The sequence below is a fragment of the Thetidibacter halocola genome (genome assembly GCF_018224955.1).
Classification (GTDB): domain Bacteria; phylum Pseudomonadota; class Alphaproteobacteria; order Rhodobacterales; family Rhodobacteraceae; genus Thetidibacter; species Thetidibacter halocola.
On the sequence record NZ_JAGTUU010000003.1, the window covers coordinates 421,178 to 435,082 of the forward strand.

At 65.1% G+C, this 13,905-nt stretch carries 15 protein-coding genes; 12 read left to right on the forward strand and 3 right to left on the reverse strand.

Annotation, left to right across the window (positions count from 1 at the left end):
* The first annotated feature begins 2 nt into the window (after nt 1-2).
* The 12 genes from nuoH to KB874_RS09165 all read left to right on the forward strand — a co-directional run bounded on the left by nuoH (nt 3) and on the right by KB874_RS09165 (nt 11,564).
* On the forward strand, nt 3-1,031 hold the full coding sequence (nuoH, locus tag KB874_RS09115; RefSeq protein ID WP_212536253.1) for an NADH-quinone oxidoreductase subunit NuoH: 1,029 nt from the start codon (nt 3-5) through the stop codon (nt 1,029-1,031).
* 11 nt (nt 1,032-1,042) lie between these two features.
* Nucleotides 1,043-1,537 carry an NADH-quinone oxidoreductase subunit NuoI gene (gene nuoI / locus KB874_RS09120; protein WP_212536254.1) on the forward strand — a complete coding sequence of 165 codons (495 nt, stop codon included), beginning with the start codon at nt 1,043-1,045 and terminating at the stop codon, nt 1,535-1,537.
* The gene (locus KB874_RS09125; protein WP_212536255.1) at nt 1,534-1,941 is read left to right on the forward strand and encodes a carboxymuconolactone decarboxylase family protein; all 408 of its coding nucleotides are present in this window, start codon (nt 1,534-1,536) and stop codon (nt 1,939-1,941) included. Before nuoI ends, KB874_RS09125 begins: the two co-directional genes overlap by 4 nt.
* A complete protein-coding gene (locus KB874_RS09130) occupies nt 1,938-2,540 on the forward strand; it encodes an NADH-quinone oxidoreductase subunit J (protein WP_212536256.1) in 603 nt (200 codons plus the stop codon). Before KB874_RS09125 ends, KB874_RS09130 begins: the two co-directional genes overlap by 4 nt.
* 1 nt (nt 2,541) lies before the next feature.
* Complete coding sequence (locus KB874_RS23140; protein WP_283054209.1) at nt 2,542-2,676, forward strand: hypothetical protein; 135 nt, start codon at nt 2,542-2,544, stop codon at nt 2,674-2,676.
* Nucleotides 2,677-2,769: 93 nt separating this feature from the next.
* Nucleotides 2,770-3,075, forward strand: coding sequence for an NADH-quinone oxidoreductase subunit NuoK (nuoK, locus tag KB874_RS09135; RefSeq protein WP_023849383.1), 306 nt, complete (start codon nt 2,770-2,772; stop codon nt 3,073-3,075).
* Between the two features lie 4 nt (nt 3,076-3,079).
* The gene (gene nuoL, locus KB874_RS09140; protein ID WP_212536257.1) at nt 3,080-5,233 is read left to right on the forward strand and encodes an NADH-quinone oxidoreductase subunit L; all 2,154 of its coding nucleotides are present in this window, start codon (nt 3,080-3,082) and stop codon (nt 5,231-5,233) included.
* Nucleotides 5,233-6,786, forward strand: a complete 1,554-nt coding sequence (locus KB874_RS09145) for an NADH-quinone oxidoreductase subunit M (RefSeq protein WP_212536258.1) — start codon at nt 5,233-5,235, stop codon at nt 6,784-6,786. Before nuoL ends, KB874_RS09145 begins: the two co-directional genes overlap by 1 nt.
* 11 nt (nt 6,787-6,797) lie before the next feature.
* Nucleotides 6,798-8,240, forward strand: a complete 1,443-nt coding sequence (gene nuoN, locus KB874_RS09150) for an NADH-quinone oxidoreductase subunit NuoN (RefSeq protein ID WP_212536259.1) — start codon at nt 6,798-6,800, stop codon at nt 8,238-8,240.
* Nucleotides 8,241-8,377: 137 nt separating this feature from the next.
* Nucleotides 8,378-9,115 (forward strand): biotin--[acetyl-CoA-carboxylase] ligase, encoded by a 738-nt coding sequence (locus tag KB874_RS09155; RefSeq protein ID WP_212536260.1) that lies wholly within the window; start codon nt 8,378-8,380, stop codon nt 9,113-9,115.
* A gap of 8 nt (nt 9,116-9,123) precedes the next feature.
* Nucleotides 9,124-9,900 carry a type III pantothenate kinase gene (locus KB874_RS09160; protein ID WP_212536261.1) on the forward strand — a complete coding sequence of 259 codons (777 nt, stop codon included), beginning with the start codon at nt 9,124-9,126 and terminating at the stop codon, nt 9,898-9,900.
* Nucleotides 9,897-11,564 (forward strand): ribonuclease J, encoded by a 1,668-nt coding sequence (locus tag KB874_RS09165; RefSeq protein ID WP_212536262.1) that lies wholly within the window; start codon nt 9,897-9,899, stop codon nt 11,562-11,564. Before KB874_RS09160 ends, KB874_RS09165 begins: the two co-directional genes overlap by 4 nt.
* Here KB874_RS09165 and KB874_RS09170 read toward each other — a convergent pair.
* The 3 genes from KB874_RS09170 to KB874_RS09180 form a co-directional block, all read right to left on the reverse strand.
* Nucleotides 11,548-11,802 carry a hypothetical protein gene (locus KB874_RS09170; protein ID WP_212536263.1) on the reverse strand — a complete coding sequence of 85 codons (255 nt, stop codon included), beginning with the start codon at nt 11,800-11,802 and terminating at the stop codon, nt 11,548-11,550. The genes KB874_RS09165 and KB874_RS09170 overlap by 17 nt on opposite strands.
* A gap of 36 nt (nt 11,803-11,838) precedes the next feature.
* The gene (locus KB874_RS09175) at nt 11,839-12,129 is read right to left on the reverse strand and encodes an HD domain-containing protein (protein WP_212536264.1); all 291 of its coding nucleotides are present in this window, start codon (nt 12,127-12,129) and stop codon (nt 11,839-11,841) included.
* A gap of 92 nt (nt 12,130-12,221) precedes the next feature.
* The gene (locus KB874_RS09180) at nt 12,222-13,730 is read right to left on the reverse strand and encodes a DEAD/DEAH box helicase (RefSeq protein ID WP_212536265.1); all 1,509 of its coding nucleotides are present in this window, start codon (nt 13,728-13,730) and stop codon (nt 12,222-12,224) included.
* Nucleotides 13,731-13,905 lie beyond the last annotated feature (175 nt).

Consider the following 13,905-nt stretch of genomic DNA (forward strand, 5'->3'; position numbering starts at 1 on the left):
GGATGGCTGATTTTCTGAGCACGCCGCTGGGAACACTTGTGATCATCACCGCGCAATGTCTGGCGGTGCTGGGCTTCGTCATGGTGAGCCTGCTGTTCCTCGTCTACGGCGACCGCAAGATCTGGGCCGCCGTCCAGATGCGGCGCGGGCCGAACGTGGTGGGCGTCTTCGGCCTGCTGCAAACGGTGGCCGACGCGCTGAAATACGTCGTGAAAGAGGTGGTGATCCCCGCCGGCGCCGACCGCCCGGTCTTCATGCTGGCGCCGATGACCAGTTTCGTGCTGGCGATGATCGCCTGGGCGGTGATCCCGTTCAACGACACCTGGGTGCTGTCGGACATCAACGTGGCCATCCTCTATGTCTTCGCCGTCTCCTCGCTCGAGGTCTACGGCGTCATCATGGGCGGCTGGGCGTCGAACTCCAAATACCCGTTCCTCGGCTCGCTGCGCTCGGCGGCGCAGATGATCTCTTACGAGGTGTCGATCGGCCTGATCATCATCGGCGTCATCATCTCGACCGGATCGCTGAATTTCGGCGATATCGTGAATGCGCAGGATGGTGCCTACGGCTTCTTCAGCTGGTACTGGCTGCCGCATTTCCCGATGGTCTTCCTGTTCTTCATCTCGGCGCTGGCCGAGACGAACCGCCCGCCCTTCGACCTGCCAGAGGCGGAATCGGAACTGGTGGCGGGCTACCAGGTGGAATACTCGTCCACGCCCTTCCTGCTGTTCATGGCGGGCGAATACATCGCCATCTTCCTGATGTGCGCGCTGACATCGCTGCTGTTCTTCGGCGGCTGGCTGTCGCCGATCCCGGGCCTGCCCGACGGCGCGCTGTGGATGGTGGCCAAGATGGCGTTCTTCTTCTTCCTGTTCGCCATGGTGAAGGCGATCGTGCCGCGCTACCGCTATGACCAGCTGATGCGGCTGGGTTGGAAGGTGTTCCTGCCGTTCAGCCTGGGCTGGGTGGTCTTCGTCGCCTTCGCCGCGAAATTCGACTGGTTCTGGGGCGCCTTCGCGCGCTGGAGTTGAGGAGGTCAAAGATGGCAGATTTCGACTACGGCCGCGCCGCCAAGTACTTCCTGTTGCAGGATATCTTTGTCGGGTTCCGGCTGGGGCTGAAGTATTTCTTCGCTCCTAAGGCGACGCTGAACTACCCGCATGAAAAGGGGCCGCTCAGCCCGCGGTTCCGGGGCGAGCACGCGCTGCGCCGCTATCCGAACGGCGAGGAACGCTGTATCGCCTGCAAGCTGTGCGAGGCGATCTGCCCGGCGCAGGCCATCACCATCGACGCCGAACCGCGCGAGGACGGCAGCCGCCGCACCACGCGCTACGACATCGACATGACCAAGTGCATTTATTGCGGCTTCTGTCAGGAGGCCTGTCCGGTCGATGCCATCGTCGAGGGACCGAACTTCGAGTTCGCGACCGAGACGCGAGAGGAACTGTTCTACGACAAGGCCAAGCTGCTGGAGAACGGCGAGCGCTGGGAGGCCGAGATCGCCCGCAACCTCGAACTGGATGCGCCCTACCGATGAGCGACGCGAAAACCCCCTTCGAGCTGATGATGGAGCAGGCGCAGGAAATGGCGCGGGCGTTCAACCCCGCGCTGACCTCGTTCGATCCCAAATCCTTCGAGTCCCTCTGGCCCACCATGACCAAGGACGCGATGGAGATGTGGTTCGGCAAGGGCATCTCCAAGAACGGGCTCGACGCCAAGACCCGCCTGCTGCTGACGCTGGCCGGGCTGACCATGCAGGGCGCGCAGGCCGAGACGCCGTTCCGCATGACGGTGCGCCACGCGCTCGAGGCCGGGGCCACCGAGGAAGAGATTGCCGAGACCATCGCGCAGATGTCGATGTTCGCCGGCATTCCCGCCATGAGCCGGGCGATGGACATCGCCCGCACCGTCATGGCCGAGAAAAAGGATGACAAGACATGATCGTCTTCGCCTTCTACCTGTTCGCGCTTGGCGCCATTGCCGGCGGGCTGTTCACGGTGATTTCCCGCAACCCGGTGCACTCGGTGCTCTGGCTGATCCTCGCCTTCCTCTCGTCGGCCGGGCTGTTCGTGCTGATGGGGGCGGAATTCGTCGCGATGCTGCTGGTCATCGTCTATGTCGGCGCGGTTGCGGTGCTGTTCCTCTTCGTGGTGATGATGCTCGACGTCGATTTCGCCGAGCTGAAGGCCGAGATGGCGAAATACATGCCGCTGGCGCTGCTGATCGGCCTGGTGATCCTGATGCAGCTGGCCATGGCCTTCGGCGCCTGGGAAGCCTCCGAGATGGCGGCGGGCCAGCTGGCGCAGCCGGTGCCGGTGGATCGCCACAACACCGAGGCGCTGGGGATGATCCTGTATGACCAGTACTTCCTGCTGTTCCAGCTGGCGGGCCTGATCCTGCTGGTGGCGATGATCGGGGCCATCGTGCTGACCCTGCGCCACCGCCAGGACGTGAAACGCCAGTCGCCGGTGGCGCAGATGATGCGCGACCCCAAGAAGGCGCTGGAACTGCGGGACGTGAAACCGGGGCAGGGGCTCTGACTTGGGCGGGCTGCTGGCCCACCTGCATGGCGCCGCCGGGACGCTGGGAATCGCGGGCCTGGCCGGGCTCTGGGTGGTGAAGGCCGCTGTCGGCTGGAAGCTGTTGCGCTGGTGGCGCGGGCGGCGGCCGGGCTGAGAGAGCGGTTCCGGGGCTGGCACCCAGGACGGGTCGGGCAAGGACCGGCCACGAGACGGAAAGACAATCGGGCAAGGCCCGGAGGGACGTGAGATGATCGGATTGGAACATTACCTGACGGTGGCGGCAGTGCTGTTCGTCATCGGGATCTTCGGGCTTTTCCTGAACCGCAAGAACGTGATCATCCTGCTGATGAGCATCGAGTTGATGCTGCTGGCGGTGAACATCAACCTCGTCGCCTTCTCGACCCATCTGGGCGACCTGGTGGGGCAGGTCTTTACCCTGTTCGTGCTGACCGTCGCCGCCGCCGAGGCCGCGATCGGGCTTGCGATCCTGGTCTGCTTCTTCCGCAACCGCGGCACGATCGCCGTGGAAGACGTCAACGTGATGAAAGGCTGAGCCGATGGAGAGCATCATCCTCTTCGCGCCCCTCGTCGGCGCGCTGATCGCGGGCTTCGGCTGGCGCTGGATCACGATCCGGGGCGCCCAGTGGATCACCACCGGCCTGCTTTTCGTGGCTTGCGCGTTTTCGTGGATCGTCTTCCTGACCCACGGGCCGGAGACCGAGACGATCAACATCCTGCGCTGGATCGAGTCCGGCACGCTGAGCACCGAATGGTCGATCCGGCTGGACCGGCTGACCTCGATCATGCTGATCGTGGTCACAACCGTCTCGGCACTCGTGCACCTGTACAGCTTCGGCTACATGGCGCATGACGACAATTTCCGCGAGGGCGAAGAGGCCTACAAGGCGCGCTTCTTTGCCTACCTGTCGTTCTTCACCTTCGCCATGCTGATGCTGGTGACGTCCGACAACCTCGTGCAGATGTTCTTCGGCTGGGAGGGCGTGGGCGTCGCATCCTACCTGCTGATCGGCTTCTACTATCGCAAGCCCTCGGCCAACGCCGCCGCGATCAAGGCCTTCGTGGTGAACCGGGTCGGCGACTTCGGCTTTGCCCTGGGGATCTTCGCGCTGTATTTCCTGGTCGACAGCGTGCGCTTCGACGACATCTTTGCCGCCGCGCCGCAACTGGCCGAGACGCGCATCACCTTCCTCTGGACCGACTGGAACGCGGCCGAAATCTGCGCCTTCCTGCTGTTCGTGGGCGCGATGGGCAAGTCGGCGCAGTTGTTCCTGCACACCTGGCTGCCCGACGCGATGGAAGGCCCGACCCCGGTGTCGGCGCTGATCCACGCGGCGACAATGGTGACGGCGGGCGTGTTCCTGGTCTGCCGCATGTCGCCGCTGATGGAATACGCGCCGTCTGCCATGGCCTTCGTCACCTTCCTTGGTGCCTCGACCGCGTTCTTCGCGGCAACGGTCGGCTTGGTGCAGAATGACATCAAGCGCGTGATCGCCTATTCGACCTGTTCGCAGCTGGGCTACATGTTCGTGGCGGCGGGCGTTGGCGTCTACTCGGTCGCGATGTTCCACCTGTTCACGCACGCCTTCTTCAAGGCGATGCTGTTCCTCGGCGCGGGGTCCGTCATTCACGGAATGCACCACGAACAGGACATGCGGAACTACGGCGGGTTGCGGACCAAGCTGCCGATGACCTTCTGGGCCATGATGATCGGCACTTTGGCCATCACCGGCGTCGGCATCCCGCTGACCACCATCGGTTTTGCCGGGTTCCTGTCGAAGGATGCGGTGATCGAAAGCGCCTATGCGGGCACGGCGGGGGGCTATGCCTTCTGGATGCTGGTCGTGGCGGCGCTGTTCACCAGCTTCTACTCGTGGCGGCTGATGTTCCTGACCTTCTTCGGCAAGCCGCGCGGCGACAAGCACACGCATGAGCACGCGCATGAAAGCCCGCGCGTCATGCTGATCCCGCTGGGCGTGCTGAGCGTGGGCGCGGTGTTCGCCGGCATGATCTGGTACAACAGCTTCTTCGGGCATACCGACCAGGTGGCCAAGTTCTTCGGCGTACCCTATCACGCCGAGGAAAGCCACAGCGCCGCGGATGCGGGCCATGGCGAGGCCACGGCCGACGCCCATGGTCAGCCCGCCGCCGACACCCATGCCGCCGCCCCCGCCGATCACGGTGAGGCCAAGGCGGAAGGCGACGCCAAGCCGCACTACGTCTTTACCGGCGCACCGGGCGAGGGCGCGATCCACGCCGCCCCCGGCAATGACGTGCTGAACGAGGCGCATTACGTGCCGAAATGGGTCAAGGTCAGCCCCTTCATCGCGATGATCCTCGGCCTGGTCGTGGCCTACTGGTTCTACATCGTGAACCCGGCCCTGCCGAAGCAACTGGCCGAGAACCAGCGCCCGCTGTACCTCTTCCTGCTGAACAAGTGGTATTTCGACGAGATCTACGACTTTCTCTTTGTCCGCTCGGCCAAGGCGCTGGGGCGGATCCTGTGGAAAGGCGGGGATGAGGCCATCATCAAGGGCTTCTTCATCAACGGGCTGACGATGGGTGTCGTGCCCTTCTTCACCCGGCTCGCGGGCCGCGCGCAGTCCGGCTACATCTTCACCTATGCCTTCGCGATGGTGATCGGCATCGCGATCTTCATCACCTGGATGACGATCTCCGGGGGAGCACAGTAATGGACAACCTTCTTTCCATCGTCACCTTCCTGCCGGCGCTGGCCGCCCTGATCCTCGCGCTGTTCCTGCGCGGGCAGGACGAGGCGGCGGTGCGCAACGCAAAGTGGCTGGCGCTGATCGCGACCACGGCGACCTTCGTCGTCTCGTTGTTCATCCTGTTCCAGTTCGATGCCGGGAACACCGGTTTCCAGATGGTCGAGGAACGCGACTGGCTGCTGGGCCTGCAATACAAGATGGGCGTCGACGGCATCAGCGTGCTGTTCGTCATGCTGACCACCTTCATGATGCCGCTGGTCATTGCCGCCAGCTGGGATGTCAGCCACCGCGTCAAGGAATACATGATCGCCTTCCTGATGCTGGAAACGCTGATGCTGGGCGTGTTCATGGCGCTGGACCTGGTACTGTTCTACCTGTTCTTCGAGGCAGGCCTGATCCCGATGTTCCTGATCATCGGCATCTGGGGCGGCAAGGACCGCATCTATGCCAGCTTCAAGTTCTTCCTCTACACCTTCCTCGGCTCGGTGCTGATGCTGGTGGCGATGGTGGCGATGTATTCCGATGCCGGGACCACCGACATCGAGGCGCTCTTGAACCACAATTTCGCGCATGAGACCTTCAGCCTCCTCGGTGTGCAGATCATCGGCGGGATGCAGACGCTGCTGTTCCTGGCCTTCTTCGCCAGCTTCGCCGTCAAGATGCCGATGTGGCCGGTGCACACCTGGCTGCCCGAGGCGCACGTGCAGGCGCCGACCGCCGGATCGGTCGTGCTGGCGGCAATCCTGCTGAAGATGGGCGGCTACGGTTTCCTGCGCTTCTCGCTGCCGATGTTCCCGGTGGGCTCCGAGGTCATGCAGAACCTCGTCTTTACCCTGTCGGTGATCGCCATCGTCTACACCTCTCTGGTGGCCCTGGTGCAGGAGGACATGAAGAAGCTCATCGCCTATTCGTCCGTCGCCCACATGGGCTATGTCACGATGGGCATATTCGCCGCGAACCAGCAGGGCGTCGATGGCGCGATCTTCCAGATGATCAGCCACGGCTTCATCTCGGGCGCGCTGTTCCTGTGTGTCGGCGTGATCTACGACCGGATGCACACGCGCGAGATCGACGCCTATGGCGGCCTCGTGAACCGGATGCCGGCCTATGCGCTGATCTTCATGCTGTTCACCATGGCGAATGTCGGCCTGCCCGGCACCTCGGGCTTCATTGGGGAATTCCTGACGCTGGCGGGCATCTTCCAGGTCAACACCTGGGTGGCGGCTGGTGCGGCCCTGGGCGTGATCCTGTCGGCGGCCTATGCACTGTGGCTCTACCGCCGCGTGGTGATGGGCGACCTGATCAAGGAAAGCCTCAAGACCATCAAGGACATGACCCGCCGCGAAAAGGCGATCTTTGCGCCGCTGGTGGTGATGACGATCTGGATGGGTGTCTACCCGGCGCCGATCCTCGACCGCATCGGGCCGAGCGTCGAGGCGCTGGTGCAATCCTATGACACGGCCATCGCAGCCGCCGACCTGGGCGGCGACACGCGGCTGGCCGAAGCAGCAGAGTAAGGGGGCGGGGCATGATCTCGACCGATCTGAACATCATCCTGCCGGAGACCGTGCTGGCGGTCTACGCGATGCTCGCGCTGGTGGGGGCGGTCTATACCGGCAAGGACAAGCTTGCCCCGGCGCTGGTCTGGGCCACGTCGGGCCTGTTCCTGGCCCTGGCATTCTGGATCGGCACGACCGGAGAGGGCACACGCATCGCCTTCGGCGGCATGTTCGTCGATGACGGGTTCGCCCGTTTTGCCAAGGTGGTGATCCTGCTGTCGGCCGCGGCCGTGCTGGTCATGTCCGAGGCCTACATGGAACGCCGCGGCATCCTGCGCTTCGAATACCCGCTGCTGATCGCGCTCAGCGCCGTCGGCATGATGATGATGGTCAGCGCGGGCGACCTGATGGCGCTCTACATGGGTCTCGAACTGCAATCGCTGGCGCTGTATGTTGTGGCCTCGCTGCGCCGCGACAGCGCCAAGTCGACCGAGGCAGGGCTGAAATACTTCGTGCTGGGCGCGCTGTCCTCGGGTCTGCTGCTCTATGGCGCGTCGCTGACCTATGGCTATGCGGGAACCACGCTGTTTTCCGGCATCATCCAGACCGCGACCGAGGGGCAGATGTCGATCGGCTTGCTGATCGGCCTGGTGCTGCTGATCTCGGGCCTGGCGTTCAAGGTCTCGGCGGTGCCGTTCCACATGTGGACGCCGGATGTCTACGAGGGCTCGCCCACGCCTGTGACCGCTTTCTTCGCCACAGCGCCCAAGGTGGCCGCAATGGGCCTGTTCGCCCGCGTCATGCATGACGCCTTCGGAAATGCCACCGCGGATTGGGGCCAGGTCGTGGCGCTGCTGTCGCTGCTGTCGATGTTCCTCGGTGCGGTGGCGGCGATCGGGCAGCGCGACATCAAGCGGCTGATGGCCTATTCCTCGATCGCCCATATGGGCTATGCGCTGATGGGCCTCGCGTCCGGAACGCTGCTGGGCGTGCAGGCGATGCTGATCTACATGGCGATCTACGTCACGATGAATGTCGGCACCTTTGCCTTCATCCTGTCGATGAGCCGCGACGGCCAGCCGGTGACGGATATCCGCGCGCTGGGAATGTATTCCAGGCGTGAGCCGGGCAAGGCGCTGGCCATGCTGGTGCTGCTGTTCTCCCTCGCGGGCGTGCCGCCGCTGGTGGGCTTCTTCGGCAAGTTCTACGTGCTGCGCGCGGCCTACGAAGCGGGGCTTGCCTGGTTGGCGATCGCCGGCGTCGTGGCCAGCGTGATCGGCGCCTTCTATTACCTGCGCATCGTCTTCTACATGTATTTCGGCGAAGAGCGCGAGGACCGGCTGGATGCGGGCCGTTCCCCGGTGCTGTGGGGGTTCCTGATGGGCTCGGCGCTGATCATGGTCGTCGGCGTCGTGAACCTGTTCGGCATCGAGGGCGCGGCGCAGGCTGCCGCGGCGACGCTTGTCAACTGATCGCGGCGATCGTGATCCTGCGGAGACGCGCCTTCGGGCGCGTCGCTTTTTTTGTGACGCGGGCAGGGGGCTTTGCCCCCTCTGGCCTGCGGCCATTCACCCCCAGAGTTTCCCGGGCAAGATGAAGCGGGGGCGCGGTGCGCATGTGGCCTGACGGGTACGGGCGGATCCTGCTGGACGGCGTGGACAGCACCAATGCCGAAGCGTTGCGCCGGGCCGGCGACCTGGCCGGGCCGGCCTGGATCTGTGCGCATCGGCAGAGTGCGGGGCGCGGACGGCGCGGACGGGCCTGGGCCATGCCGGAGGGCAATTTCGCCGCCTCGCTGGCGCTGCGCACTGCCGAACCACCCGAGCGGCGGGCACTGCGGTCCTTCGTTGCGGCGCTGGCGCTGTTCGACGCGGTGGCGGAGGCGGTCGGGTCGGATCGGGGTCTTGCGCTGAAATGGCCAAACGACGTGCTGCTGAACGGCGGCAAGATGGCGGGCATCCTGCTAGAGGGGCAGGGCGAGGTGCTGGTGATCGGGCTCGGCGTCAACCTCGTGGCGGTGCCGGATGCGGCGGCGCTGGAGACAGGCGCGGTAGCCGCCGTCTCGATCCTGGGCGAGACCGGGGTGCGGGTCGGGGCCGAGGATTTCCTCGACCGTCTTGCGGCGGCCTATGCGCCGTGGGAGACGCGCCTTGTCACCTACGGGTTCGAGCCGGTGCGGCAAGCCTGGCTGGCGCGCGCCGCGCGGCTGGGCGAGCGCATCGTGGCGCGCACGGCGCGGGAGACGCATGAAGGCACGTTCGAGACGGTGGACGCCAGCGGCGCACTTGTCCTAAAGACGGCGAAGGGCCGCGAGAGCATCGCGGCGGCGGACATCTTCTTCGGGTAGGGGCGGACATGCTTCTGTGTATCGACTGCGGCAATACCAATACCGTCTTCTCCATCTGGAACGGCGAGAGGTTCCTGTGCACGTTGCGCACCTCGACCCATCACGCGCGAACCGCGGATGCCTATTTCACGTGGTTCCACACCCTGGTGCAGCATTACGGGATCGAGGCGAAGATTTCCGATGTCATCATCTCGTCCACCGTGCCGCGTGTGGTCTGGAACCTGCGGGTTTTTGCCGACCGGTTCTTTGGTGCGAGGCCGCTGGTCGTGGGCAAGCCGGAATGCGTGTTGCCGATGGCGCCGCGAGTCGACGCCGGCACGACCGTCGGGCCGGACCGGCTGGTGAACACGGCCGGCGCCTTTGACCGCCATGGCGGCGACCTTGTGGTGGTGGATTTCGGCACCGCAACCACCTTTGACGTGGTGGCCGAGGATGGCGCCTATGTCGGCGGGGTGATCGCGCCGGGGCCGAACCTGAGCCTCGAGGCGCTGCACATGGGTGCCGCCGCCCTTCCGCATGTGGACATCACCCGTCCCGAGAAGGTGATCGGCACCAACACCGTCGGCTGCATCCAGGCCGGCGTGTTCTGGGGTTATGTCGGCCTTGTGCAGGGCATCACCGAACGCATCCGGGCCGAATATGGACGTCCGATGAAGGTCATCGGCACGGGGGGTCTTGCACCGCTCTTCGCCAGCGGCGAAGTGCTGTTCGATCTCGTCGAGGAGGACCTGACCATGCATGGTCTCGTCGTCATCCACAAACACAACAAGGAACTCAGCCAATGAGCCAGGACCGCCTGATCTATCTTCCTCTCGGTGGCGCCGGCGAGATCGGCATGAACTGCTATGTCTACGGCTACGGCAAGCCCGGCGAGGAACGCCTGATCGCCGTCGACCTGGGCGTGGCCTTTCCCGACATGGACTCGACCCCGGGCGTCGACCTGATCCTGCCTGACATCACCTGGCTGAAACAGAACCGCAACCGGATCGAGGCGGTCTTTGTCACCCATGCGCACGAGGATCACATCGGCGCCGTCGGCCACACGTTCGAGCATCTGGGCGCCAAGGTCTATGCCCGCGCCTTTACCGCCAATCTCGCGCGGCAGAAGCTGGCGGAATACGGCATCGGCGAGAAGGCGGTGCAGACCTGTTCCAAGTGGCCCGCGACGGTGCAGGCCGGGCCCTTCACCGTGGGTTTCCTGCCGATCTCGCACTCGATCCCGGAATCGAGCGCGCTGGTCATCGACACGCCGGCGGGGCGGATCATCCATTCCGGCGACTTCAAGCTGGACACCACCCCGCTGGTGGGCGAGCCGTGGGATCCCGCGCTCTGGGCCGAGGTGGCGAAACCCGGGGTCAAGGCGCTGATCTGCGACTCGACCAACGTCTTCTCCCCGCATCCGGGCCGGTCCGAGGCGTCTGTCGGCCCGAATGTGGAAAAGCTGGTGGCGGGTGCAAAGAACATGGTCGTCGCCACGACCTTTGCCAGCAACGTGGCGCGGGTGCGGACCCTGGCCGAGGCGGGCGACCGCGCGGGCCGGTCGATCTGCCTGATGGGTCGCGCCATGCGCCGGATGATCGAGGCGGCGGTCGCAACCGGGGTGCTGACGGGCTTTCCCAAGGTGATCGCGCCCGAGGATGCCTCGATGGTGCCGCGCGACAGCCTGATGCTGATCGTCACCGGTAGCCAGGGCGAGCGCCGCGCAGCCAGTGCACAGCTGGCGCGGGGCAAGTATAACGGGATCGAGCTGAAGGAGGGCGACATGTTCCTGTTCTCCTCCAAGACCATCCCGGGCAACGAACGCGACGTGATCCGCATCATGAACCAGTTGTCCGAAAAAGGCGTTGACGTGGTGGACGAGAGCAACGGGTTGTATCACGTGTCGGGCCATGCCAACCGGCCCGACCTGGAAACCGTGCAGGACATCGTGCAGCCGCAGGTCGTCATCCCCATGCACGGCGAGCATCGCCACCTGCGCGAGCATGTGAAATTGGCGCAGGCGCGCGGACGGACGGGCATTCTGGCGGTGAACGGGACGATGATCGACCTGTCCGGCAACGCGCCCACCGTGGCCGAGTTCATCGAGACCGGCCGCACCTACCTGGACGGCACGGTGCAGATCGGCGCGCTGGACGGTGTGGTGCGCGACCGCATCCGCATGGCGCTGAACGGCCATGTGACGGTGACGGTGATCCTGGACGAGGACGACGATCCGCTGGGCGATCCCTGGTGCGACGTGATGGGCCTGCCCGAGACCGGACGCAGCCATGCGCCGCTGGTCGATGTCCTCGAGGAGGACCTGGGCCAGTTCCTGGGCCGCGCGGGCAACAAGACGCTGATCGACGACGACAAGCTGGAGGACGGGCTGCGCAAGGTCGTGCGCCATGTCTGCCTGAACGAGATCGGCAAGAAGCCCGAAGTGACGGTGGTGATCAGCCGCCTGTCATAAGTCGGCCGGTTTCCGAGCGCAGGCTTTCCACGGTTTCGGCGAGGCGTTTTGCCTGCGCCGTCGGGGCGCGGGTCGAAAGGGCGCGTGCCAGTTCGCCGTAATACCACAGCGTGTCTTCGCGGCCGGCGGTGAACCGGTCGAAGACCGACAGGCCGTCGTTGCGCAGGTCGCTCAGGATCGCGGTGGCATTGTGCAACTTGTCGCATCCTGTCATCAGGATCGCGTCAGAACTTTTCATCGCGATGTCAGACAGATATCGTTTTCTCCTCATGTTTCACGCGGCCTTGTAGCCGCCATGGTTGTCGGAGCATTCGAGAACCATACTGCGTACGCGCGGCCCGTATTTCGCGCCGATCTGGTCGGCGGTGGCCAGGCCGCCCTGGTCCTCGACCGCGTCGTGCAGCAGGCCCGCGATGGCCTGGTCCTCGTCGCCGCTGTGCTCCAGCACAAGCGCGGACACGCACAGCAAATGCGCGATGTAGGGGATGTTCGAGACCTTGCGGACTTGGTCGCGGTGCAGGGCCGCAGCATAGGACAGCGCCTCGTCATAGCGAGGGGTGAGCACGGCAATGCTCCTTTCAGCGATGTCAGGGAAAGCGTGGCCCATCAGGACCACGCCACAGCGATACCCCGGCAGCGCCGCGCCGTCCAGCCAGATCAGCCGGCGCGGCGCTCGTCAAAGCTGAGCGCGATGAATTCCGGCAGGTGGTCGCCAAGGCCGACCACGCCGTTGTCGCGGTCGCGGCGGTCGCGGCGATCCCGCTGGGGTCGGTCCTGACGCTCTGTCCGTTCGGAGCGTTCTGCGCGTTCGGGATGTTCCGCGCGCTCGGGACGCTGGGCCGGTTCTGGTCGTTCCGTGCGTTCGGGGCGCGGAGCCTCGACGGCGACGGGGGTGGTGCTGGCCTCGGGTGCGTCGGCGCGGGGTTCGGGCTTGCGGCTGCGGGTGCGGCTCTTGCGGCCGCGGGTCTCGCGCTCTTCGCCGTCGCGCTCCGGGCGCTCCGGACGCTGCGGCGCGTCCTTGACCGGGTTCTCGATCCTCGGGATTTCCTTCTGGAGCAGCGCCTCGACCGCAGCGTAATACTTGTCGTCGCGCGGCGTCACGATGGTGAAGGCCTTGCCCGACCGGCCCGCGCGGCCCGTCCGGCCGATGCGGTGGACGTAATCCTCGGCATGGCTGGGCACGTCGAAGTTGAACACGTGGCTGACCGCCGGGATGTCGAGGCCGCGCGCCGCCACGTCGGAGGCGATCAGCAGGCGGATCGTGCCGGCGCGGAACCCGTCCAGCGTGCGCGTGCGCTGCGACTGGTCGAGATCCCCGTGGATCGGCTCGGCGTCATAGCCGTATTTCTTCAGCGACTTGGCGACGATATCCACATCGACCTTGCGGTTGCAGAAGATGATGGCGTTGGTGCAGGCCTCGCCCTCGGCATCGATCAGCGCGCGCAGGACGGCGCGCTTTTCACTGGCCTCCTGGTCGCGGCGCGAGGGCTGGACCATGACGGCCGCCTGTTCGATCGTCTCCGAGGCGGTGGCCTGGCGGGCCACCTCGATCCGCGCGGGGGCGGAGAGGAAGGTGTTGGTGATGCGCTCGATCTCGGGCGCCATCGTGGCCGAGAAGAACAGCGTCTGCCGGGTGAAGGGCGTCAGGCTGAAGATCCGCTCGATATCGGGGATGAACCCCATGTCGAGCATGCGGTCCGCCTCGTCCACCACCATGATTTCGATGCCGGTCAGCAGCAGCTTGCCGCGCTCGAAATGGTCCAGCAGGCGGCCCGGGGTGGCGATCAGAACGTCGACGCCCTTGTCGATCAGCAGATCCTGCTCCTTGAAGGACACGCCGCCGATCAGCAGAGCCTTGGTCAGCTTGACGTGCTTGGCGTAGGTGTCGAAGTTTTCCGCCACCTGTGCCGCCAGTTCCCGCGTCGGGCACAGCACCAGGCTGCGCGGCATCCGCGCGCGGGCGCGGCCACGGGCCAGCATGGTGATCATCGGCAGGGTAAAGCTGGCGGTCTTGCCGGTTCCCGTCTGGGCGATGCCCAGAACGTCCTTGCCTTCGAGCGCCGGGGGGATCGCACCCGCCTGGATCGGCGTGGGCGTTTCATATCCCGCCTCTTCGATGGCTTTGAGGACTTTGGGGTTGAGATTCAGGTCCGAGAATTTCGTCATGTGTATCCGATCAATGCGGACACTGACCGGGCCCGCGCGTCTGTCTTTGGGGCAGGCCCGTATGGCCTTGCATATGTCGCATCAGCGCCCCTGGGCGTCCCTTATTGAAAACTGCGCCAAACGTCAATCAAAGGCTGTCCGGCGGGCCAGTGGCGGGTTTGTTGCCGTTTCCAGA